General features: G+C 55.3%; 21 protein-coding genes. 6 read left to right on the top strand and 15 right to left on the bottom strand.

Features of this window, described 5'->3' with window-relative positions:
- Positions 1–20 precede the first annotated feature (20 nt).
- Positions 21–368 carry a winged helix-turn-helix transcriptional regulator gene (locus tag R50912_RS06505; protein ID WP_039299846.1) on the top strand — a complete coding sequence of 116 codons (348 nt, stop codon included), beginning with the start codon at positions 21–23 and terminating at the stop codon, positions 366–368.
- A 37-nt stretch (positions 369–405) separates the two neighbouring features.
- Here R50912_RS06505 and R50912_RS06500 read toward each other — a convergent pair whose 3' ends face one another.
- Both R50912_RS06500 and R50912_RS06495 read right to left on the bottom strand, forming a co-directional pair.
- Complete coding sequence (locus R50912_RS06500; protein ID WP_042233322.1) at positions 406–909, bottom strand: GNAT family N-acetyltransferase; 504 nt, start codon at positions 907–909, stop codon at positions 406–408.
- 156 nt (positions 910–1,065) lie between these two features.
- A complete protein-coding gene (locus tag R50912_RS06495; protein WP_042241745.1) occupies positions 1,066–1,908 on the bottom strand; it encodes an SDR family oxidoreductase in 843 nt (280 codons plus the stop codon).
- A 182-nt stretch (positions 1,909–2,090) separates the two neighbouring features.
- Between R50912_RS06495 and csaA the strand changes: the two genes are divergently transcribed.
- The gene (csaA, locus tag R50912_RS06490) at positions 2,091–2,420 is read left to right on the top strand and encodes a chaperone CsaA (protein WP_042233320.1); all 330 of its coding nucleotides are present in this window, start codon (positions 2,091–2,093) and stop codon (positions 2,418–2,420) included.
- A gap of 566 nt (positions 2,421–2,986) precedes the next feature.
- Here csaA and R50912_RS06485 read toward each other — a convergent pair.
- Positions 2,987–4,345, bottom strand: a complete 1,359-nt coding sequence (locus tag R50912_RS06485; RefSeq protein WP_231637791.1) for a PQQ-dependent sugar dehydrogenase — start codon at positions 4,343–4,345, stop codon at positions 2,987–2,989.
- Between the two features lie 186 nt (positions 4,346–4,531).
- Here R50912_RS06485 and R50912_RS06480 point away from each other — a divergent pair, with 186 nt between their 5' ends.
- Positions 4,532–5,626: a M24 family metallopeptidase gene (locus tag R50912_RS06480; protein ID WP_042233318.1), complete on the top strand. Its 1,095-nt coding sequence runs from the start codon at positions 4,532–4,534 to the stop codon at positions 5,624–5,626.
- A 71-nt stretch (positions 5,627–5,697) separates the two neighbouring features.
- Here the strand turns inward: R50912_RS06480 and R50912_RS06475 are convergent, their stop codons facing one another.
- On the bottom strand, positions 5,698–6,423 hold the full coding sequence (locus tag R50912_RS06475; RefSeq protein ID WP_042233315.1) for a queuosine precursor transporter: 726 nt from the start codon (positions 6,421–6,423) through the stop codon (positions 5,698–5,700).
- A 394-nt stretch (positions 6,424–6,817) separates the two neighbouring features.
- Here R50912_RS06475 and R50912_RS06470 point away from each other — a divergent pair, with 394 nt between their 5' ends.
- Positions 6,818–8,506 (top strand): methyl-accepting chemotaxis protein, encoded by a 1,689-nt coding sequence (locus R50912_RS06470; protein WP_042233313.1) that lies wholly within the window; start codon positions 6,818–6,820, stop codon positions 8,504–8,506.
- 172 nt (positions 8,507–8,678) lie between these two features.
- A protein-coding gene (locus R50912_RS34070; protein ID WP_156123452.1) for an IS3 family transposase occupies positions 8,679–10,012 on the top strand; the annotation gives its coding sequence in 2 pieces (ribosomal slippage) (positions 8,679–9,060 and positions 9,060–10,012; 1,335 coding nt in all).
- 258 nt (positions 10,013–10,270) lie between these two features.
- On the opposite strand, the gene R50912_RS06455 is transcribed toward R50912_RS34070, so the two are convergent.
- The 8 genes from R50912_RS06455 to R50912_RS06420 all read right to left on the bottom strand — a co-directional run bounded on the left by R50912_RS06455 (position 10,271) and on the right by R50912_RS06420 (position 18,721).
- Positions 10,271–10,597 carry a YnfA family protein gene (locus R50912_RS06455; protein ID WP_042233310.1) on the bottom strand — a complete coding sequence of 109 codons (327 nt, stop codon included), beginning with the start codon at positions 10,595–10,597 and terminating at the stop codon, positions 10,271–10,273.
- Between the two features lie 2 nt (positions 10,598–10,599).
- A complete protein-coding gene (locus R50912_RS06450) occupies positions 10,600–12,153 on the bottom strand; it encodes a cobyric acid synthase (RefSeq protein ID WP_042241738.1) in 1,554 nt (517 codons plus the stop codon).
- A 261-nt stretch (positions 12,154–12,414) separates the two neighbouring features.
- On the bottom strand, positions 12,415–13,224 hold the full coding sequence (cobS, locus tag R50912_RS06445; protein ID WP_042233309.1) for an adenosylcobinamide-GDP ribazoletransferase: 810 nt from the start codon (positions 13,222–13,224) through the stop codon (positions 12,415–12,417).
- Positions 13,221–13,784, bottom strand: a complete 564-nt coding sequence (cobU, locus tag R50912_RS06440) for a bifunctional adenosylcobinamide kinase/adenosylcobinamide-phosphate guanylyltransferase (protein WP_042233308.1) — start codon at positions 13,782–13,784, stop codon at positions 13,221–13,223. Before cobU ends, cobS begins: the two co-directional genes overlap by 4 nt.
- Complete coding sequence (gene cobT / locus R50912_RS06435; protein ID WP_042233307.1) at positions 13,781–14,842, bottom strand: nicotinate-nucleotide--dimethylbenzimidazole phosphoribosyltransferase; 1,062 nt, start codon at positions 14,840–14,842, stop codon at positions 13,781–13,783. The genes cobU and cobT overlap by 4 nt, the downstream gene beginning before the upstream one ends.
- Positions 14,843–15,045: 203 nt before the next feature.
- Positions 15,046–16,209 (bottom strand): aminotransferase class I/II-fold pyridoxal phosphate-dependent enzyme, encoded by a 1,164-nt coding sequence (locus R50912_RS06430; RefSeq protein WP_042241736.1) that lies wholly within the window; start codon positions 16,207–16,209, stop codon positions 15,046–15,048.
- Positions 16,210–16,274: 65 nt separating this feature from the next.
- Positions 16,275–17,246, bottom strand: coding sequence for a D-alanine--D-alanine ligase (locus R50912_RS06425; protein WP_052416048.1), 972 nt, complete (start codon positions 17,244–17,246; stop codon positions 16,275–16,277).
- Between the two features lie 14 nt (positions 17,247–17,260).
- Positions 17,261–18,721 carry an aminotransferase-like domain-containing protein gene (locus tag R50912_RS06420; RefSeq protein WP_042233306.1) on the bottom strand — a complete coding sequence of 487 codons (1,461 nt, stop codon included), beginning with the start codon at positions 18,719–18,721 and terminating at the stop codon, positions 17,261–17,263.
- 226 nt (positions 18,722–18,947) lie between these two features.
- Here R50912_RS06420 and R50912_RS34795 point away from each other — a divergent pair, with 226 nt between their 5' ends.
- Entirely contained in the window at positions 18,948–19,187 is a 240-nt protein-coding gene (locus R50912_RS34795) for a hypothetical protein (RefSeq protein ID WP_156122984.1), read from the top strand.
- A 168-nt stretch (positions 19,188–19,355) separates the two neighbouring features.
- On the opposite strand, the gene R50912_RS06415 is transcribed toward R50912_RS34795, so the two are convergent.
- From R50912_RS06415 to R50912_RS06405, 3 genes are read right to left on the bottom strand one after another with little or no spacing between them, the layout of a single operon-like run.
- Complete coding sequence (locus R50912_RS06415; protein ID WP_231637877.1) at positions 19,356–20,462, bottom strand: histidine phosphatase family protein; 1,107 nt, start codon at positions 20,460–20,462, stop codon at positions 19,356–19,358.
- An 11-nt stretch (positions 20,463–20,473) separates the two neighbouring features.
- Positions 20,474–21,439 (bottom strand): adenosylcobinamide-phosphate synthase CbiB, encoded by a 966-nt coding sequence (cbiB, locus tag R50912_RS06410; RefSeq protein ID WP_042233305.1) that lies wholly within the window; start codon positions 21,437–21,439, stop codon positions 20,474–20,476.
- Between the two features lie 52 nt (positions 21,440–21,491).
- Positions 21,492–22,406 carry an adenosylcobinamide amidohydrolase gene (locus R50912_RS06405; RefSeq protein ID WP_081956767.1) on the bottom strand — a complete coding sequence of 305 codons (915 nt, stop codon included), beginning with the start codon at positions 22,404–22,406 and terminating at the stop codon, positions 21,492–21,494.
- Positions 22,407–22,659: the final 253 nt, after the last annotated feature.

The following is a 22,659-nucleotide window of genomic DNA, read 5'->3' as shown; positions in this document are numbered from 1 at the left end:
TACAGTAAGAGGTGAGCCTAATGAAATCCACAGAGTTATGTCCAAGGTTACAAAAAAGCATGGATATTATCGGCAGACGTTGGACGGGCTTAATCATCTATCAGCTTCTGCAAGGTCCCCAGCGCTTCGGCGCCATTGAAGCTTCGCTGCCGGTCAGCGGCAGGCTTTTGTCCGAGCGGCTGAAGGAACTGGAGCAGGAGGGCATCGTCCTGCGCGAGGTTTTTCCCGAAACGCCTGTAAGAATCCAGTATTCGTTAACTGACAAGGGCCGGGCCTTGGAATCCGTCATCCGTGATTTGCAGGTATGGTCGGAAGACTGGATTACAGAAGAGGAATGCCGGTCTGCTTCAGCTGCTCCTCCGCAATAAGTTTCACACACTGTTTCTGCGAAAGCCTTATATAAATTTACAGCTTGCGGCCTACGATAACAAGGTCACGCGGAATGCCGTCCAGCACGGCGACACCCGGCAGCAGGCCCCATTGTCCGAAACCAAACTTCCGCAGCAGCGCAAGACTTGGCTCATTATGGCCAAACACAAAGCCTACCAAGTTCTGCAGACCAAGTCGCGGACATTCCTCAAGCGCCTTGGTCAGCAGGATACTTCCGGCGCCGCTGCCGCGGAATTTTTCACTTACATACACGCTGATCTCTGCCGTTCCATTATAGGCCGGACGCCCATAGAATGACTGAAAGCTGAACCAGGCTGCAATTTCGCCGCCTTGCCGCAGGACCCAGAGCGGACGGTGATGACTTTTATGCTCATGGAACCACTCTACTCTATCCTCCACGGCCACCGGCGTAAGATCCGCTGTCACCATTCTTCCGGCAACCGTCGTGTTATAAATCTCCACAATCGCTCCCAAATCCTCAATTGCCGCATCCTCTATACTGTAACCTTTCCAATCCATGCTATGATTCCTCCTAGAAGTTGTATGTGATATGTGAACAACATTCCCCTCATCATATCGGCCCGAATCCAAAATGGTTGTTCAAAAGCATTTACAGAGATCCTTATAATCAGTTGACGTCTGTCCACTAGTTTCATTGCATTGCGGAAAACGAGGCTAGTTCAGCCCTGTCTGCTCCAGACTCCACTTCCACAGCCGTGCGGCTTCTTCTGTATTCTTTGCCCTTGGCGATAATTCCTTGATCTCGCGGCGGTAATAATATTGCCCGCTTACTTCGCTCAGCTCCGGCGCAGCCGCCAGATAAATGGCCGTGTCCGCACCTTTCTCAGGAGTCAGGAAGAAGTAGGACAGCAGCTTCAGCAGCGAGCGCCCAAAGCCTGTCTCCCGGTTCACTCCGATGCTCGTTCCCACCGCTCCCGGATGCACACAGTTCACAGTAACCCTTGTGCCCTTCAGTTGAGCAGCAAGCTCCCGGGTAAACAGGATGTTGGCCAGTTTGGAACGGGCGTAAGCCTTAGCCGGATTGAAGCCGCGTGACAGCGTATGATCCTCCAGATGCAGCTTGCCAATCTTGTAGGCACCTGAAGCCACTACCACAATCCTGCCCTGTTCAGCATGCTTCAGTCTATCCAATAACAACATGGTGAGCAGAAAATGACCCAGATGATTCACGCCCAAATCCTGCTCATAGCCGTCTGAAGTAAGCTCACGTCTGATGGCGACTACGCCAGCATTATTGATCAGAACATCAAGCACCGGATAGCCGGCCGTGAATTCCTCTGCAAAAGCGCGAATGCTTGCGAACGAACCCAGATCGCACAGCATCAGCCGGATTTGATCAGAGCCGCTCTGGCGTACCGCTTCTGCAAGAGCTTCCTCCCCGCGTTGGCGGCTGCGGCAGGCCATGATTACATGGGCTCCTCTGCGGGCCATTTCCACTGTCGTAGCCAGTCCCATGCCGGAATTCGCACCGGTGACAAGCACGGTCTTTCCTTTCATGGACATCTTCCCCTCTCTTGCGGGCCAGCCAGGCCAGAGCATGGCGTAGCCTTTTCAGAGTATATGTTTTATGATAATGTTACATCATTTCTGAGGGTTAAAATAGCCCCTGGGCATGGAATAGCTTCTCAAGAGGTCTATTCCCGGTTCGAAGCAACTTATCCACTACAGGAGGCGGGGACATGGCTACTATTGAAGATTTCTTGAAGCTAGATATGCGCATAGGAACCATTCTGTCCGCAGAGCCTTTTCCTGAGGCACGCAAACCGGCGATTAAGCTGCAGATCGATTTAGGGGAACTCGGCATTAAGGCCTCCAGTGCGCAGATCACCAAACGTTACACTCCGGAAGAGCTGATCGGCCGGCAGATTGCCGCTGTCGTGAACTTCCCGCCCAGACGGATTGCCGGCTTCCTCTCGGAAGTGCTCGTCCTGGGCGGTGTGCCGGAGGAAGGCGATGTGATTCTGCTGGCTCCGGAGCAGCAGGTTCCGAACGGGACGCCGATCGCGTAGCGGACCCGCCGCTGAACCGGCTCCCCAGGGTATGCCGCTTACGCTGCCTAGTCTGCATAAGCTCTCAGACCTGACGGTACAGAATATCTTCTGCTACCACGTTGCACGTTATGAAGACAGCCTGCAGGTGTTGATGGTTCGCTTGCGGGCTACCTGTAGGCGGGGTTTACACGCTGCAGGCCCATAACAGGAAAGGCTGTCCTCTGTGCAGATGATCTGCAAGGAGGACAGCCTTTGTTTGCTACATAGTTACATAGTTACATACTTACATTACATAGTTACAGAGTGAGATGGACTCAGATGACGTTATTTTGCGGAAAAGGGTGATTTTGACGTATATGCGGACTCAGGAGACCTTATTGGGATTATTGTAGACCCGAATACGGTAAAACTGAGCCATTAAGGGCATCTGAGTCCGCAACGGACAGAAACCGGGCTAATATCCGGAAATAACGGCTTCTCAGTCCGCTCAGCGCCGGGTGGCCGTGAAATCCCTTCGTCAATAGTATGGCCGTGATAAAGTTCCGGAGGAAGTACACGGAAAATGCACCTAACAGCCCTTATTTCTAATTCGGCCGCAGCGCAATCAGCTTATCATCTTGTGCGCGTGGGTTGCCTCTGCCATCCCGGTTATTGGTCATAAGGTACAGGGTGCCGTCAGGCCCTTCCGCCACATTGCGGATTCGGCCATACTTCTCTTTGAATACAGCCGTAATCTTAGGCTTGCCGCCCGAAGGAGACAAAGATACACGCAGCAGCTGCTGCCCGGCCAGACCGGCAACCAACAGTTCGCCGCTCCATGGCCCCTGCGTAATAAAGCTCATACCCGATGGCGCCCAGGTCTCCTCCCCGCTGTGTGCCAACGGAGCCTTCAGCTTCAGCTTCAGCTTCAGCTTTGCGGCTCCATTCGCATCGCCTTCAATCAGCGGCCAGCCGTAATTGGACCCGGCCTGAATACGATTGATCTCATCATGGCTCGACTGGCCATGCTCCGAGCTGTATAAGACTCCGCTCTCCGGCTGCCAGGCCAGACCCTGCGGATTGCGGTGGCCCATACTATAGACCGGAGATCCCGGCCACGGGTTATCGTCAGGGATGCCGCCGCTGGTCGTAATCCGCAGGATTTTCCCGCCCAGACTGGTCTTATCCTGCGCCAGCTTAGGCTCATAGCGTTCACCTGTGGTGATGTACAAGTAGCCGTCCGGGCCCAGCTTAACCCGTCCGCCGTTATGATTGGTGTCCCCTGGTATATTATCCAGCAGGACCTGCCTGATCTCCGCGTTGCTGCTGCCGATCTTAATCCGCAGGACCCGGTTTGCCATGCTCCCCTCCGCATTGCGGTAAGAATGATATACATAAGCCAATCCGTTGCTCTCGAACTCCCGGTCAAGTGCAAGTCCCAGCAATCCGCCCTCTCCCTTACTGATAAAGGGGGCTTCAAGCTCCAGCAGCGGGGCCTCACGAAGCCTGCCGTTCTCTATGACCCGCAGACTACCCGGCCGTTCGGCGAAAAAGATCCGCCCGTCCGGAGCGAATGCCATCTCCCAAGGCACATTCAATCCGTCTGCCAGCGTATGGGTGGTATAGGGGAAGGCTGACGAAGCTGGCGGCTTCGGCGCGGCAGCCGTTACTTCCGGTGCCTGTGTGCTTCCAGAGGCATTAGGTGATGCTGCGCCAACCGGTGCACCCTTTCCTGCACCCGCAGACGCTCCCGGTGTTCTTGTCACCGGCGTTTCGGTCATCGTAGTCATCGAAGATGGAAGAGCAGTGCCGGCAGGCTGTGCGTCAAGCCGCGGATTCTCACCTGTCAGCTGCCCTTGCCTAGGATTTTGTTCAGCAGAGGTGCAGGCTGACAGCAGGCCCATCAGCAGGACCAAAGCTCCGCGCAGCAGAACTGTACGGAAGAGGGCCGATGTACCGGACATATTCATAACCTCCTGTTAAGTGAAGCGGGAATAGAAACCAGAAATGATTGTGGCAACTATTACCCGGTGCTTAACTTCACTAAACTCCCTGTTGCATCCGTTCCAGGAACGTGCAGCCTCCCGGATTATGAATTATAATGAGAATAATGCTGTTTCAAGCGTGTATATGAAAGGGGAACTATTGCAATGAATGAAGCTCTGCTTAAACTGGAGCAAGGACTTACAGAAGAGGGCTTGGATGCTCTCCTCGTAACCGATCCCAAGCATGTATACTATCTGACCGGCTTCGCCAGCAACCCGCATGAACGCTTTCTGGGCCTGCTGCTGATCCGCGGCGAGGAGCCTGTGCTGATCGTTCCGGCGCTGGACGCCGAAGCGGCGCATGCCGCCTCCTCGGTGAAGACTATTCTGACACACAGCGATACGGACAACCCGTACGAGCTGCTCAAATCCCGCTTCGGCGGCGCTGCTCCGGGCAGCTTCGGCATAGAGAAGGAGCACTTCTCCGTCAGCCGCTATGAGTTGCTGGCAGACGCCATCCCAGCGGGGGCATTCAGCGACATCGGCCATCTGCTCCGCGCTATGCGCGCCATGAAGACGCCTGAAGAAATCCGCATTATGAAGCATGCCGCCGAGCTTGTGGAGGAAGTTCTCCGCCGGGGCCTGTCACATGTCAAAGCCGGTGTCAGCGAGAATGAGCTGGTAGCGGAGCTGGAATACCTGATGAAAAAAGTCGGAGCCTCCGGCCCCTCCTTCGACACCATGGTGCTCTCCGGCCCGAATACGGCCCTGCCGCATGGCGTACCGGGTGAACGCAAGATTCAGCCGGGTGATCTGCTGATGTTCGATCTTGGCGTATACGCCGCAGGCTATGCCTCTGACATTACCCGCACCTTCGCTGTAGGCGAAATCGACAGCAAGCTGATAGATATCTACAATACTGTGCTTGCTGCCAATGAGGCTGGTATCGCCGCTTCTGTTGCCGGAGCCACCTTCGGTTCTATTGACAAGGCTGCCCGTGACGTTATTGAAGCCGCCGGCTACGGCGAATACTTCATGCACCGCGTCGGACATGGTCTCGGCATGGATACCCATGAATATCCATCACTGCATGGACTCAATACGGATATTATCGCAAACGGCAACGTCTTCACAGTAGAACCGGGGATTTATGTGCCGAATCTTGGCGGCGTGCGCATTGAGGATGATGTGCTCGTTACGGCAGAGGGCCCGCAGACGCTGACCAGCTTCCCCAAAGAATTGACAGTGCTGAGCCTGTAATTCAGAAATCAAAAAAAAGCCCCAATCTCCAGATCATCAATGGAGGTCAGGGCTTTTTTATATAAACTATGCTATGAAATACTGCGCTTGGTCTCCTGGGAGCTGACTGCCTGCTCCTCTTCAGCGAATTTAAAGGAGCGGGCAAGGTAAAGTACCGGTGTGCCTGCACCTGTAAGTAGGAATTTGGCCAGATAGGTGGTCAGCAGAATCTCAGTCCATACCTTCAGGTCATACATTCCGGCAAACGCAATAGTGCAGAAGATCAAAGTGTCGACAAAAGAGCTGATCATGGTGCTGCCGTTGGAGCGGATCCAGAGCTGCCGTGAGCTGCCGTAGTATTTGCGGATCCATGCGTATAAGCGTACATCCAGAAACTGGCTGATAAAATATGCGGTAAGACTGCCCAGCGCAAGTCTCGGCATCAGACCGAAGATTCTCTGAAGAGACTCTTGGGCCATATCTCCCTCCTGCGGCTCAAAGACAAGCACCATCTGCATAATGACGGTAGTCATCAGCAAGGTGAAGAATCCGAACCAGACGGCGTTCCGCGCTTCAGCCCGCCCGTATCTCTCATTCAGCAGGTCACTGGTCATATATAACGTGACATACATCGTATTTCCCAGCGTCATTACGATATCGAAAGGCATCGCAATCGTCTTGGCGACTTGAATATTGGCGACCACGGTTGCCATGCCGACCCAGGCATAGAGCCCTTTTTTACCGAACAGCCGGTAGCAGAGCAGAAAAAACACAAAATTAACAACAACAAACAAAATCCCCCACAACAAATTAAACATATTTCTGTTAACTCCTCCTAGTTTTGGTTACGCGGGATGGTTACGAACCGCGGCTATCCACTCTTATAGAAACAAAACATTAATACTCTACCACAGAAAAAGCTAACATACTATGAAATTTTAAATTTTCACGAAAACAGCGTATAATTCATTTTTTTCGGCAAATTGGTGATAGACTCGTTAAATATTCAATTTTTTCTGAAAAATAGTGCAATATAGAGCAAACTTTCACTATTCAACCTGAGGTTAATTCTATAGAATAGTTATCAATCACCATTCCCGTTCACTGATAGCTTCATATATGACCTATACCAATGGAATATATTGCTGCTTGCCTGGCACTTTGTCTGGCTTGGGATATTCAGATGCAATTGACAGAAAAGGAGAGAAAGAAATGTTCCGTCTCAAAAAATCAATTAGCCGCAAGTTTACGCTTCTGCTGTTTGTCGTTCTGTTACTCACTTCTCTTTTGCTAAGTATCAGCTTCTACTTCATATCCATTAATATTATCGACAGCTATGTGATGCCGCAGATCAACAAGTCTCTGACTGCCTCAGCCCAGGATGTATATAAGAATCTGAATGCTACAAGCGCGCAGCAGGCCCTTAACAAGAATGAACAGGCGGGGACCAATGTAGAATTTTATTTCGAGGAAAAGCGGAAGCAGCACGATGTTGAGACCATTTTCCTCATTGAACTGAAGGAAGGCAAAGCTACTGTCCTGGTCGCAGATCATAACGCCAAGCTTCAACGTGAAGAATCCATTGAGGTATTGCCTGCCATGGAGCAAGCCTCCAAAGGAAAGTCCGGACTTAGTGAAATCTATAGTGATAGTCATGGTATACATAAGACTGCATTTGTTGGCGTTCCCGGCACCCCCATGCTCGTTGGCGTAAGCTCGGATGTCGGCTTTATTCAAGAAAAGATGAGCAGCATTCTATGGACCAGTGCGGGAATCACCCTGCTGGCACTTATTGTCGGACTCTCCGGCGCCACATTGATGAGCCGCAGAATCATCCGTCCGATTAAACTGCTGGCGGCCTACAGCAACAAGCTGGCCGGAGGTGATTTCACCGAAGAACTTACGATTAAAGGCAACGATGAAGTAGGCCAGCTCTCCGAGAGCTTCCGGATCATGAGCGAGCGGCTCAAGGAGATGATCGGGCATGTGCTGGATACATCGGGCGCCGTCGTTGCCGATTCCAATGATCTGAAGGAACGTGTTCAGATTCTGAACAATATGGCTGAGCAATCCGCTGTTTCTGTAGAAGAAATCGGTAAAGGCAGCACCGCTATTGCAAGCAGCGCACTCGATAATTCCCGGGCTATGGATGAGATCAACATCGGCATCCAGCATATCGCTTCTGCCGCCGGTGAGGTCACGGAGCAGATCAGTGAAGCCTCCACCGAAGCCATGGGCGGTAATGACATTGCCCAGAGTGCTGTGCAGCAGATGCGCCAGGTGGAACAGGCCTCGGTACAGTCGCTCGAGCAATTCCGTATCATGAATGAACGCTCGCTGATGATCGGGGAAGTGGTGCAGGGCATTACCGAAATCACGAAGCAGATTCAGATGCTGTCGCTTAACGCATCTATTGAAGCCGCGCGCGCCGGAGAGCATGGCCGGGGATTCGCTGTCGTGGCCGGTGAAGTGCGCAAGCTGTCTGAGCAGTCCAAGGAATCCAATGAGCAGATCCGTGAATTCCTGCTCGGACTTCAGGAAGATATGAACCACTCGGTATCCGAGATGAACCACGTGAATACTGAAGTAGCTTCAGGTATGAACAAAGTGGTGGAAGCAGGCAATGCCTTCAATCATCTGCTTATTCTTATTCAGAGCATCAACCACAGCATCCAGTCCGTATCTGCCGCTACCCAGCAGATTTCGGCAGGCACCGAAGAAGTCAGCGCCTCGGTGGAAGAAACGGCACAGATTACAGCCAAGTCGCAGCAGAGCGCTGATACGCTGGCCGGCAACTCTGCCCGCCAGCAACAGGAGCTGGAAGGCCACGCGCTGACCGTAGAGCATCTGCATGAGCAGGCCGTGAAGCTGCAGAAGGCTGTCGAGCAGTTTAAGATTTAGCTTGTTCCCTGTTCAATCAAATCTATAATGCAATAGAATAGTAAACTATAAAAAGCAGCTCCAAAGGCCACACTGAACTGTGACCCACAAGAAAGACACTTTGAAAAAAGTGACCTTCTTGTGGGTCTTTTGTGTTTTAATCAGAATATTGGAAAAGGAGCGGGATAAGACTGTGGGAAATTTAAATCGAACCCTATTTACGGAAGATATCATTAGAAGATTAGAGAAGAATCCAAATGTTCAGCGAGTATCCGAGACGAATATTTCGTATACTGCTGAGTTTAAGTTGGCGGCAGTGAAGGCCTACAACGAGGGGACACCCCCGTCAGAAATATTTCTTAAGGCGGGCTTTGACCTAAATCTCATCGGTTCTAAAAAACCAAAGCATAGTTTGAAACGCTGGAGAGATAGCTTTGCTAAATATGGTGAACTAGGACTACTGGAAGAACGGCGTGGCAAAGGCAGCGCTGGACGAAAGCCTGCATGTGCCTTGTCTGCTGACGAAGAACTGAAGCGCGCAAAGGCGAAGATTAAATTACTAGAAGCTGAGGTCGACTTTCTAAAAAAGCTCGAAGCGCTCGAACGGAACCAAGGAAAACCTTAACACCTTCGGAGCGCTACGAAATCATTTATCACACCCTGAGAGCCCATGGATTAAGCCGTATGACTCGTTATCTATGTGGAGTCGCCGCTGTGAGCACCAGTGGCTATTACAGATGGCTGGGCGCCGAGCAAAGGCGTCAACTTCGTGCAGCCGACGACGAGCGCGACCTTGTTCTTATTAAGCAACACTTCAACGCATTACAAGGAAGAGCTGGCGCTTTGGTGATTAAGATGCGTTTGGAGCATCTCAGCGGTGTCACCATGAATCACAAGAAGATTCGCCGATTAATGCGTAAATTTAACCTTGTCGCAGCCTTACGGCAAGCTAATCCGTACCGTAAGATGGCAAAGGCAACGCAGGAGCATCAGACCTGCGCAAACTTACTGAAACGCCAATTTGACCAGAAAGAGCCGGAGAAAGTCTTTCTAACCGATATCACCTATCTGCGGTACGGAAACGGACAGTGGGCTTATCTTTCGTGCATAAAAGATGGAGCAACCCGGCAAATTCTTGCTGACTGTGTAGCAGGGACACTAGAGTTACCAATCGTTGAAAAAACCATTCGGCGTCTGCTGGAACGGCTTGATGGAAATCTTCATCCAGAAGCCATTTTCCACTCCGATCAGGGCATGCACTACACACATCCTAAAACTCGTCTCCAAATTGAGCAGGCAGGTTTTCAACAGTCTATGTCCCGTAAAGGGAACTGTTGGGACAATGCATCGATGGAGTCGTTCTTTGGGCATATGAAAGATGAAATGAGCGTTCGAGATTGTCAGAATCTCACAGAAGTCAGGGCTCGTGTTTCGGAATATATTGCCTACTATAACTCCGAGCGATACCAATGGACATTAAAGAAGATGACTCCTGACGAATTCAGAAGTCATCTCCTTGCGAGCTAGCTCTAGGGTATTTCTTTTAAACCGTCCTCAAATCGGGTCACAGTTCACACGGCTGTTGGAGCTGCTTTTTTGCATAGGGACAAGCGCAAGCATTCATTTCCTCAAGTTTGATTCGTTGCTGACACCTTGAGATTCTTAAGTTCACGCGGGTTCAGGATAAATGTTGTATTTTGGGCAGGATTCCATGGAACAACAAGGTTCCATCACAATCCGTGGATGAGAATAGAGGGATTCGTGCGATAACTGATTAGGACATGCTCAGTGCCTCGGTGCCCACAAGATGACAGAGACTCCAATCACGCAGACGCCGGCGCCGATCCAGTCGTAGAGATCCGGTGTTTTCCGGTCCACCAGCCAGCCCCACAGCACAGCAAGCACGATGAATACTCCGCCATAGGCGGCATATACCCGGCCAAAGGAAGGAAACTTCTGCAGCGTCGGGATAATACCATACGCGATCAGGATGGCAGAGCCTGCCAAACCGTACCACAGCGGCCGCGATTCCCGCAGCCAGAGCCAGACCAGATACCCGCCGCCGATCTCGGCCAGTCCGGCAACCATAAACAGCAGAACCGCAATAGTCATCCCTATTCCCCTCCTCCCCGCAAGCCCATAATATTGTAAACGGCATTCATGTCCAAATGTGACCTTACAGCATCCGCCAGCCGGTCGAATTCCTGCTCACGGAGCGCAGCAGCCGAGGAGGTTACCGACAGCGGTGCGAGTCCTTTGGCAATACGCAATCCGTCCAGCCAGCTGCGGCGCAGCCCGTCGTTGTGGAACAAGCCGTGCAGATAACTGCCCCAGATTCTGCCGTCCGGGGTTCCCCAGCCTTCCGGCAGAGCCTGTCGTTCCGGCCCGTCCAGACTGAACAGGCAACGTACCGAAGCAGCATCATGATTCTTCGTTGTTCCCATATGTATCTCGTAGCCGGTAATGGGTATCTCTCCGGTTGAGGCGGACGCTTGTGTGCTTAGTTGCAGCGGATGATCCGCAGCCAGTGTTCCGCTCACGCGTACCGTGGTCTTCTGCTGCAGGAACGCCGTTGACAGCGGCAGATACCCGAGGCCCTCACTCTCACCTGGTTCAGCACTCTCAACCGCATGAGGATCAAGCAGCTTCAGCCCCAGCATCTGATACCCGCCGCAGATTCCGGCAAGCTGCTGCGTCCCCTGTCCCAATGCACGCTCTATTGCCTCCGGGAACCCCTGCTCCCGCAAATACTGCAGGTCGGCAGCCGTATTCTTCGTGCCCGGCAATATAATGACATCCGGCGTTCCTAGCTCGTCTGCCGACAGTACATAGCGTACGGTAACATCCGGCTCATCCTCCAGCGGATCGAAGTCGGTGAAATTGGAGATGCGCGGATAGCGGATGACCGCAATATCAAGTTCTTTCATAGAACCTTCACGCACTCGGCCTGAGGTTCCTTCCAGAACTACGGAGTCCTCCGCCTCAATCCGCAGCTGCGGCAGGAACGGCAGCACCCCCAGCACCGGAATGCCTGTACGCTCCTCCAGCCAGTCCAGCCCGGGCTGCAGCAGCGAGACATCGCCGCGGAATTTATTGATAATGAAGCCTTTGACCCGGGCCCGTTCATGCGGCTCCAGCAGCTCCAGCGTCCCGACGATGAAGGCAAACACGCCGCCCCGGTCAATATCGGCAACCAGCAGCACAGGGGCATCTGCCCAGCCAGCCAGATTCATATTGACGATATCCCGCGCCTTGAGGTTGATTTCCGCGGGGCTGCCTGCGCCTTCCATCAGCACAACATCGTATGCCTCGCGCAGACGCCCAAGCGCATCCATTACGGTCCCTTTGGCCTCGGGAAGAAATTTCTCGCGGTATTCCCTTGCACTGAGCGCGGCATGCGGCACACCATGCACCACAATCTGCGCGCTCATCTCACCGGAAGGCTTCAGCAGGATCGGATTCATGTCACTGGTAGCCGTAATACCGAAGGCTTCCGCCTGCATCCCCTGGGCGCGGCCGATTTCTTTGCCGTCCGCTGTAACATAAGAATTCAGCGCCATATTCTGCGACTTGAACGGTGCCGTACGGTAGCCGTCCCGGGTCATAATCCGTCCGATGGCGGCGGTGACGAGGCTCTTGCCGACATCGGAGGCGGTTCCCTGCACCATCAGCACGGCGGCTGGGTGCTGCTTGCCGCGTCCATCTGCAACCACCGGCGCTGCCTGGACGGTAGCTGGCTGCTGCTTATCCGCTCCCCGAGCAGCTCCCGTCGCTGCCTGAAGCGCGGCCTTACCTGAGGCTGTAACTTCCATGTTCATCTTCTTCACTTCCTCGCTTTCTTGCTGCTGCCGGTGTTCAGGGCGGTGCAGCCCTATGGCCTATTGGAGCGCTGTGCGGCGCTGCCCTAAGTGCATGGCGGACGCTGTCCGCTACAGGTTGTGCTGCAGCAGCACCAGCACCAGCAGAACCACCGTCTCCAGCAGCTCACCCAGCGCGCCGTAGACGTCGCCGGTGAGCCCGCCGAGCCGGCTGGCGATCCGCCGCGCTGCGAGCATGCCGCAGGCTGCCGCAGCCGCCGGCGCCAGGATGGCCGCCGCCGCCAGCTGCGGCCAGGCCCCGCTGCCCGCGCCGAGCGCCAGAGGCGCCGCGGCAGCGGCCAGCGTAAGCAGCGCGGCGCTTAGACGCGCGCGCCGCTCCAGCCGGGCAGGCAGCCCGCCGAAGCTGGCGGCCAGCCCTTCATTGCCGCGGGCCAGCGGATAGCGGGCCATGGCCCGCACCATGTACCAGCGGCTCCAGATCGGCGGCAGCAGGAGCAGCGGCAGCATGCTGTAGCTGCCGCCTTCAATTAATGCCTCTAGCAGCGAGGCCTTCAGCAGCAGGAGCAGCACGCAGGCCAGCACGCCCATAGCGCCTACGCGGCTGTCCTTCATGATCTCCAGCATCCGCTCCCGCGAGCGGTAGCTGAGCAGCGCATCGGCGCTGTCCATCCAGCCGTCCAGATGCAGCCCGCCGGTCAGCCCCACCCACAGGATGAGGGTGATGACAGCGGCAGGCCAGGCCGGCAGCAGCCAGGCGGCGGCAGCTGCGCCAAGCACGGCGCTGAGGCCGATCGCTGCGCCTACCAGCGGATAATAGACCACGCTGCGGCGCAGCAGCTCAGGCGAGAAATCCGGGCTGTATTTGACCGGAAACCGCGACAGGAACTGAAACGCGGCAGCGGCATCCCCCCGCGCGCTCACAGGAGGTACTCCCGGCTCTTCAGCTCCACAGGAATCCCGGCTGTAACCAGGAATACCTGCTCACACTGCCGGGCAAGCCGCGCGTTCATCCGTCCGGCCAGGTCACGGTACAGCCGGCCGAGTGAATACTCCGGCACAATGCCGTCGCCTACTTCATTGGTAACCAGAATTAGCGTTCCCTTGAAGCTGGAGACACTCTGCTCCAGCCCGGTAATTGCCGCTTCAACCAGTGGCTGCCGGTCACTGCGTTCCTCCACAGCCAGCAGCTGGTTGGACAGCCAGAGCGTCAGGCAGTCCACCAAGACTGGCTGACCGCTGCCGCTGCCGGACAGCCGCCGGAGCAGCGCCGACAGTTCAAGCGGCTCCTCCAGAGTCTCCCAGCGGAAGCCCCCCTCCTCCCGCTGCTGCCGGTGCAGGGCAATCCGCGCCTTCATCTCTTCATCGAACGCTTGCCCGGTCGCCACATAGACCGCCTGCTGCGGGTCTGCCAGCTTCTTGGTTAAGCGCTCGGCGAAGCCGCTTTTCCCGCTGCGGGCCCCTCCGGTTACAAGGATGCTCATACGCTCTCCGAACCGGAGACCCCCGCACTCTCGAAGGTCGCCATCTCCCGCATAATCCGGCAGACCGCTTCAATGAAATGCAGGCACAGCGCGCCGCCGGTGCCTTCACCGAGGCGCAGTCCGAGATCCAGCAGGGCTTCCAGACCGAGGCGGTCCAGCATCAGCTTATGCCCCTGTTCGCCGGAGACATGGGAAGCAATCATGTAAGCCGTCGATTCCGGCGCTAATGCCTTCGCTACCAGGGCTGCCGCTCCGGAAATGAAGCCGTCCAGAATGACCGGAATCCGCAGGGCCGCCGCCCCCAGAATCAGACCGGCCAGACCGGCAATCTCAAGTCCGCCTACCTTCGAGAGTACATCGATCGGGTCAGCCGGATTCGGCGCATTAATCTTCAGGGCGCGTTCGATCACCGATATTTTGTGGCGCAGCCGCTCGTCGTCGATACCTGTCCCCCGTCCGGCTGCTGTCTCCGCCGGGATGCCTTCCAGTGCGCACAGCACCGCAGCACTTGCCGTAGTATTGCCGATGCCCATCTCACCGGTAATAAAAATCTCCGTTCCGTTCTTCTCCGCTTCCTGGGCCACCTGAACTCCGGCCAGAATCGCGCGCAGCGCATCATCACGGCTCATGGCCGGACCTGCCGCCATATTGTCCGTGCCGCGGCGCACTTTGCGGTCGATCAAGTGCGGATGGCTGATGTCTCCGTTAATACCGATGTCCACGAACTGCACCTCTGCACCGCCTTGGCGGGCCAGCACATTCACTGCGGCGCCGCCGCTCAGGAAGTTATAGGCCATCTGCATGGTAACCTCCTGCGGAAAAGCACTGACCCCTTCACAGCAGACCCCATGATCCGCTGCCATAACTACTACCGTACGTTTGCTGTAACAGGGCTGTTCTACTTTGGAGATCCCGGCCAGCCGGACGGCCAGCGCCTCCAGCCGCCCGAGGCTTCCCGGCGGCTTGGTCAGGCTGTTCAGGCGGAGCACCGCGCGCAAGGTCGCTTTTTCATCAGGCGGAGCGATCCGTCCGGTTACTTCTTGTATGGCTGTGATCATGATATTGCCTCCTGTTATCTATTGTATATTCTATCAAAAACAATCTACTTCTAGCTGCTCATCATCCTGTCATCAGAACACAAAAAAAGCTCCCCTGCTCTGAAGAAGGGAGCTTCCGCTGACTTGGCTGCAAGCCAATTGAATTTTAACATATCCCTATTTCTTCCTTAAAGGATTATAGGTGATATAGATTGATCTTACAATTAGATTTTTACCTTCATGAAGCCTTCAAGCCGCTCCAGCGCCTCGGTCAGCTTCGCTGTAGAAGCTGCATAGGAGCAGCGGATATACCCTTCTCCGCCAGCCCCGAACACATGACCCGGAACAACTGCGACTCCCGACTCCTTCAGCAGCCTTAAGGCGAATTCCTCCGAGCTCATGCCTGTGCGGGCAATGGACGGGAAGGCATAGAATGCCCCTTCAGGCACATGGCAGGGCAGTCCTGCAGACCGCAGGCCGTCTACAAACATTGTCCGGCGGTCCTTGAAGCATGCCTTCATCCGGTCTTTATCCGGCAGAGCACTGCGCAGGGATTCGGCAGCGGCGATCTGGCCCAGCACGGGTGCGCACATGGCCGTGTATTGATGAATTTTGAGCATAGCCGCCAGCAGTTCGCCGTTCCCGCAGGCATATCCGACCCGCCAGCCGGTCATGGCAAAAGCCTTCGAGAACCCGCTGATCACCACCGTCCGCTCCTTCATGCCGGGGAGTGAGGCAATACTTACATGTGTGCTGTCGAAGGTAAGCTCGGCATAGATCTCATCCGAAATCACGATCAGCCCGTGCTCCTTCACCACCTCAGCTACCGGCAGCCAGTCCTCATAGGTCATTACCGCCCCTGTAGGGTTACTCGGAAAATTCACCATCAGCAGCTTGGATCGCGGAGTGATTGCCCGCTTCAATGCTTCGGCCGTGAGCTTAAAGCCCTGCTCCACCTTCGTCTCCACCGTGGCCAGCGTTCCGCCATTCAGATAGGCGATAGGCGCATAGGCGACATAACCCGGGGAAGGAATCAGAATCTCATCGCCTGGTGCGATGAAGGCGCGCAGCGCCAGATCCACGGCTTCACTGCTCCCTACAGTAACCATTATTTCATCCGCAGGATCGTACTGCAGGTCGAAGCCCTTCTGCAAATACCCGGCAATCTCCTCCCGCAGCTCCATCCTCCCGCTGTTAGGCGTATACATCGTCTCCCCGCGGTCCAGGGCGCGGATACAGGCCGCTCTGACCTGTTCAGGAGTAGCGAAGTCAGGTTCGCCAACCCCGAGTGAAATAATATCGTTGTTACCCGCAGCCAGATCAAAAAAAGCGCGGATGCCCGAAGGCGGAATCTCCCTTAGACGCGGAGTAATGGGGTCGTTGTGCATGGAGATGCCAGAGAGGCGCTGGATGCGGGGGTGGCGGTCCACAGGCAAAGCGGATTGTTTGCTGTTCATAACCCGCCACCCCCTTGCTGTACCAGTTGTGCTTCTGGTGCTTCTGGTGCTTCCCCCGTACCTCCATGCTCCCGCAGCGATCCGGTGATAATCTCATCCAGCAGCCGGGTGAAGGAAATACCTGCGGCCTTTGCACTCTGGGGTAGCAGGCTGGTTGCAGTCATGCCGGGCAGGGTGTTCACTTCCAGCACATAGGGAATCCCGTCCTTCAGCAGCATATCCACCCGTGCATACACCGCGCATTTCAGCGCCCTGTAGCAGGTAAGCGCCGCCGTCCGCACCCGTTCCTCGACCTCCGCAGGCAGCTGGATGATCTGTTCCTCCGCCCCGCCCTGCTCATATTTGGCGCTGTAATCGAACCAGTCGGCACCGAGCGACTGAATCCCGATTACCGGCAGCAGCTCTCCACCGAGAATGGAGCAGGTAATCTCCTGTCCTGTTGTATAATGCTCAATCAGCACCGAGCAGTCTGCGGCAAAAGCCTTCTCCACCGCCCCGCGCAGCTCCCGCGGATGATTCACCTTGGTCATGCCGATGCTGGAGCCGCCGGAATTCGGCTTGACCATCACCGGATAACCCAGCCGGTCCACGGCTTCCGGTGCATATTCATTGATATGCTCCCAGCACAGCCAGTCGGGTGTGAGGATGCTTTTGCTGCGGATAACCGTCTTGGCCAGCCCTTTATCCATGCAGAGACTGCTGGACAGCACGCCGCTCCCGGAATAAGGAATGCCGAGCGTTTCAAGCGTACCTTGCACAGTGCCATCCTCGCCGTAGGTCCCATGCAGGGCGAGCAGAGCGAAGTCTAGCCCCACGACTCCCTCCAGCAGCTCTTTACGCGAGGTGATGGGTACAGGAATCCCGGTGTATATTGCCGGATCCAGTGCCTTCAGCATCTCCCTGCCGGTATTCATGGACACCTCATATTCAGACGATACGCCGCCCATAATAACTCCCACTTTAATCATATCCGTACACCCCTTCATCCCATAAGTTGCCGTGCTGTCCTGCCGATAATTTCGATCCCTCTGCGTATATCCTCATCCGCCACTCTGGAGAAGCCCAGCCGCAGTGTATTCTGTCCCTTCCCGTCAGTGAAGAAGATGTCTCCTGCGGTAAAAATCACTCCCTGCTTATGGCAGGCCGCCAGCAATTCCCTTGTGCTGAAGCCTTCGGCGAACGTTACAAACAGATGCAGCCCTCCATCCCCTGACAATGAGGCATATGGAATATGCTCCTTGCAGTACGCGAGCGTCAGCTCGTATTTGCGTTTATACTCCAGCCGGGCCTTCTTCAGATACTTCTCCAGATTGCCGCCCAGCAGATATTGGTACAGGATAGACTGGTCCAGCGTCGAGGTATGAATGCTGCGTGCCCTTTTGACACTTTCGAGATAATAGATCAGCTCCTGATCCGCCAGCACCCAGCCCACCCGCAGTCCGGGGAACAGTACTTTGGAGAAGCTGCCGAGGTAGATGACGCTGTTCCCGCCGCCCGCCGCCGCGATTAACGGAGCCACATGGGCACCCGAATAACGCAGCTCCTCGTTGAAGCCGTCCTCAATGACCGGCACTTTGTAGTCCGACATCAGCTTCATCAGCCCTTGTCTTTTCTCGGGAGACACGACAATGCCCGTGGGATTATGGTAGGAGGGGACCAGATAGGCACAGTCATATTCCCGCTCTTCGAGCGCCTGCCTCAGCTCCCCTAAGTGGATGCCGTCCCGCTCCATCGTTACCCCATGTATCCCGAAGCCGTGCAGCTTCAGATTTTTGATCGCCGTATGATGCGTCGGATTCTCGCAGACCACAGCGCCATGCCGCTTGCCGAGAGCCGACAATACCACGTCAAACCCCTCCGTAAACCCGTTGGTGATCAGCAGATCCTTCCCGCGCATATTCACGCCCTTGTGCTCCATATATTGCCGCAAATAATCTATTAAAGGTCTATATCCCTTGGCATATCCATAATTCAGCAGAACGTTGCCCTCTACGGACATACGCTCCAGAAAAGCTCTCCGGACCTGATCCAGATCGAAGAGGCTCTCATCCGGCGCGATACTGGTAAAAGAAATCGTTCCTTTCCCCGCGCGGATTCCCCGCTTCATAATGTCCAGCTCTTCCGCGAGCAGCGCCTGGCCGCTGAGCCGCTCTTTCCAGTCCACGCTCCAGGAGGCCGCTTCCGGATCTCCGTGCCCCGCTGCTGCACCTGGTGAGATATAACTTCCCTGGCCCTGCACCGTATACGCGAAGCCGTCATCCTCCAGACTCTCGTAGGCTGAGATAATGGAGTTGCGGCTGACCTTGAGGAGTGTGCTGAGTTCCCGTGTAGAGGGAAGCTTCTGCCCGCCCTGGAGCGCGCTTTTGATAATAAGATGCTTCATGTAATCCTTCACCTGGATATATACCGGACGTCCGGCAATGAGCTTGAAATCCTTAAACATACCGCTATCGCCCCCATAGCTATCATGGCACAGACGCCGCCGTAAAAAAAGAACCACAGCCCCGGGATTTTCTTCCGGCTGTGGTTCTAAGGGGGACAATGTAGTCGGTTTTTCGCATACACTTGGCTGGATAACCCTGTCGACGCGCATTGTAGTCGGTTTTTCTGTGAAAATACGTCTGGCACTGCGATAAACGCACGGCCTACGCGGCGCACCCAGTCCAATTGTGTTCGGTTTTTCGATTACATTTGGCTTACGTGGCTTACCCAGTCCAATTGTGTTCGGTTTTTCGATTACATTCGGCTTAAGCGGCGTACCCAGTCCAATTGTGTTCGGTTTTTCGATTACATTTGGCCTACGCGGTGCACCCAGTCCAATTGTGTTCGGTTTTTCGATTACATTTGGCCTACGCGGTGCACCCAGTCCAATTGTGTTCGGTTTTCCGTTAAAATATGTTAATAAATGAAAAGACGATGTTCTGTTTTTTAGCCACGCTGCTCATTTTCATGCTGGAGTTGTGCCTTGGAAGACATGTTTGTTTTCGCATACATTTGGCTCGTGAACGCTATCGGTGGTGCAATGTAGTCGGTTTTTCGCACCCGAGTTGTAGCTGTCCCTAGTCCACCCGTGGTAGCTACACTTCGCGCGGCATCATGCGCCAGGCTCCTTCATCCTTCAGAAGATTCAGTACAGTGACTTCACCCGGAGCGGGTGCAGCTGCTGTATAGAAGGTTACTCCTTCGGTCAGACGCGCCAGCAGCAGACGGATGATACCACCATGAGTTACAATCAGCACGCGCGGAGGCGGGGGATTGGGCGGTGAGTCTGGCGCTAATGGAACTCCCGAAGATAAAATTGGTACTGGTGGAACCGCCACAGTTGAAATGGGCACTGGTGAAACTTCTGCTGGAGGAACTACCGCTGGTGGAACCACCCTTGGTTTGCTGGCTTCAAGACAGGGCATACCGTCGTCCATGCTTCTTAGCTCAAATTCCTGCACCAGCTGAGCCCAGAAATCATCCACCCGGGCTTCAAACTCTTCCCACGCTTCCCCTTCCGGCGGTGTTACTAACTCGGGGTGGTCAATCCAGCTGCGGTAATGCCCGTTATCCTTCAGCTGGTCATAATTGCATCCTTCCCAGGCACCAAAATCCAGCTCGCGCAGCCGCGAATCATAGTTGGCCTGCCGCTCCAGGTGTGGAGCCACGGCTACCAGCGTCTCCCTGCACCTGAGCAGGTCACTGCAATAGACACGCCAGAATTCCCCGCCGAGCGCAGGCTGGTCGCTTAGTGCGGACAATTGCTGCCGCGCCTCCGGCAGCAGCGGCAGATCCGTACTCCCTAAATAGCGCCGTTCCTTGTTCCACTGCGTGTGCCCATGACGGACAAGCACCAGCTCCAGTTCCTGCTCCAGTTCCTGCTCCAACTCCTGCCCCAACTTCAGCTCCAGTTCCTGCTCCAGTTGAGGCTCCCGTGCCAGCTCCTGCTCCTGCCCCAACTCCTGCTCCTGTTCCATTTCCTGCTCCCGTTCCATTTCCTGCTCCTGCTCCTGCTCCTGCCCCAACTTCAACTCCAGCTCCTGCTGCGGTGCCGGGTTTCTTATGCTACTGCGACCTGACGGAGCCAAGCGGCCTTCCTTATCTTTGTCCTTATCTTTGTCCTTATCTTTGTCCTTATCCTTATCTTTGTCCGTGTCCTTATCTTTGTCCTTACTCGTATCCTTACCCTTGTCCTTGTCCATCTGCACTCCGCTCAGCCCCCCATCCCCTGCCATAACAAGGCAACCGCTGCACACAGGCAGACAAATATGGCTGAAGACAGCATCATTATCCGCGCAGTCACGATAATATCCTCCGGCTCCATTGTCCGCAGGGGATCTCCCATGTAGGCGCGGAAGGAGGTTACGCTGTGGTATACATTTTCTCCACCCAGCCGGATGCCCAGTGCTCCGGCAACTGCCGATTCCGGGTAACCGCTATTCGGGCTGGGATGAAGACGTGCATCCCTCCGGACGGTACGCCAGCATCTCCGCCAGTCCAGCCGCAGCAGTGCTGCACATAAGGTTAGCAATAGCGCTGTAATCCGCGCCGGTATGTAATTGGCCACGTCATCCAGCCGGGCGGATGCCCAGCCCAGATCGCGGTACTTGTCGTTCTTGTAGCCGACCATGGAATCCAGCGTGTTCACCGCACGGTAAGCCATTGCCAGCGGAGCCCCGCCCAGCAGGGCGAAGAACAGCGGCGAGATGATCGCGTCGACGATATTCTCCGCCACTGTCTCCACTGTGCCGCGAACGATTTCCGGACTCTCCAGGTGGCCCGTATCCCGGCCGACAATCATTCCCAGCGCTCTGCGGGCAGCGGGAATATCCCCTTGGCGGAGTTCTGCGAATACCGCCATCCCGGCATCCTTCAAGCCTTTGGAGGCGATCGTTGTCGAGATCAGCCACACTTCGGCCGCCCCGGCCAGCCAGGGGGATATCCGGTAGAGCAGCAGCACTAGCAGCGCTGTCAGCACCCATGCGCCTCCTGCTATCAGGAGCGGAAGCAGCAGCCCCGCCCGCTTCAGGGCACGGGGCGCCGATGCGAAGCGGCGGATAAGCCCCTCTATCGCGCTGATGGCCTTCCCCATATAAACAACGGGATGGGGAAATTTACGCGGATCGCCGACAATCCGGTCCACTATATAAGCAGCCAACAGTATGATGGCAAGCTTCACCTTGGTTCACCCCGCTGCAGTTCCTGGCGGACCATGTTTATCAATCCAGACATTATTCCCGGCCGCCTTTCTTCAGATGGCCGTGCTGCCCATTTAGTGCTTCTTTCGGCGGTAACAGTTCAGCTGCCACTACTGCTTCGACTTCAACTGCTTCTTCTCCACCCGCGGCTTGCCTAGTTTCCACAGAAGCCGCCAGTTGCTCTGCCTGCGCCAAGTCAGCTAGTTCCGCTCTCCGCACAGCTTCCGCCGCCTTCACCGAACGCAGACTTTCCGTCACCGCACTGTACACCAGCCTACCAATGGCTCCCCCGAGGTCGGTCGCTGTTCCGGCATACACATGCTCCGCTGCATAGCGGCGGCTCCCGCTCACCGCAAGCACGATGGCATCCGTTGTGGTCCCGGTTGCGAGTAGACCGTTCTCGGAATCCGTGATTCCGAGATCTGCCAGTGCGGCAGCCTTCGCTTCCGTGGCCGTCATCACGGCATTGACCATGGCCGATGGCGACAGCCAGCCGTCAATGCCGAGCATGATATTAATCGTGCCCGGGCGGTATGCCGCCAGCACGCTGCGCTGCGAGCCGGCGCGGGCGGCATTGCCCGCAGCCGCTGTCACGCAGCACATAATCCCCGCAGAGCCGGTATCCTCCTCGGCAACTGCGGCATGTTCAAGCGGAACGGCCGTCATCAGTCCGGCACAGCCGTCCAGCGGATAACCCCACTCCTGCAGCTTATTTTCCATATCCCGTACCGGATTGCTGCATTCGTAGTCCCGGGAGACATATTGGTTCACCGCCCGCTTCAGGCGGCCTGTTCCTCCGCCATACACCGCGCTTGATATACTGTCCGCCTCAGCCGGAAATTCCAGCAGCAGATGGCCTTCCCGCCACTCCAGCGTTAGTCCCTGCCAGACCCTGCTCTGGTACACCGCCAATCCACCGTCAAGATTAAAGGGTAGGTTCACATTCATTTCTTTCACATTACATCCGCTCCTCTCGCGCAGTAAACTATTCCTAAACCCACTATATCATTATATATATAAGACGCACTTAAGATTTGAACCTGAAGCTTAGTCGTCACTGCAGTGAACCTTTGGACTTCCGACCGCTGCCCGCCCCAGATTTCTTGATATATAGTTTCTCGTCTCCTCTGTATCAAGGTTTGTAGCCTGCAAACAAAAAGCTGACGCCGGAAATCCGGACGCCAGCTTACTCTGCCTCATT

This window comes from Paenibacillus sp. FSL R5-0912 (assembly GCF_000758605.1).
Lineage (GTDB): Bacteria > Bacillota > Bacilli > Paenibacillales > Paenibacillaceae > Paenibacillus_AQ.
Note: the sequence above shows the minus strand (reverse complement) of the source record. Positions and strands in the feature narration are given on the sequence as shown.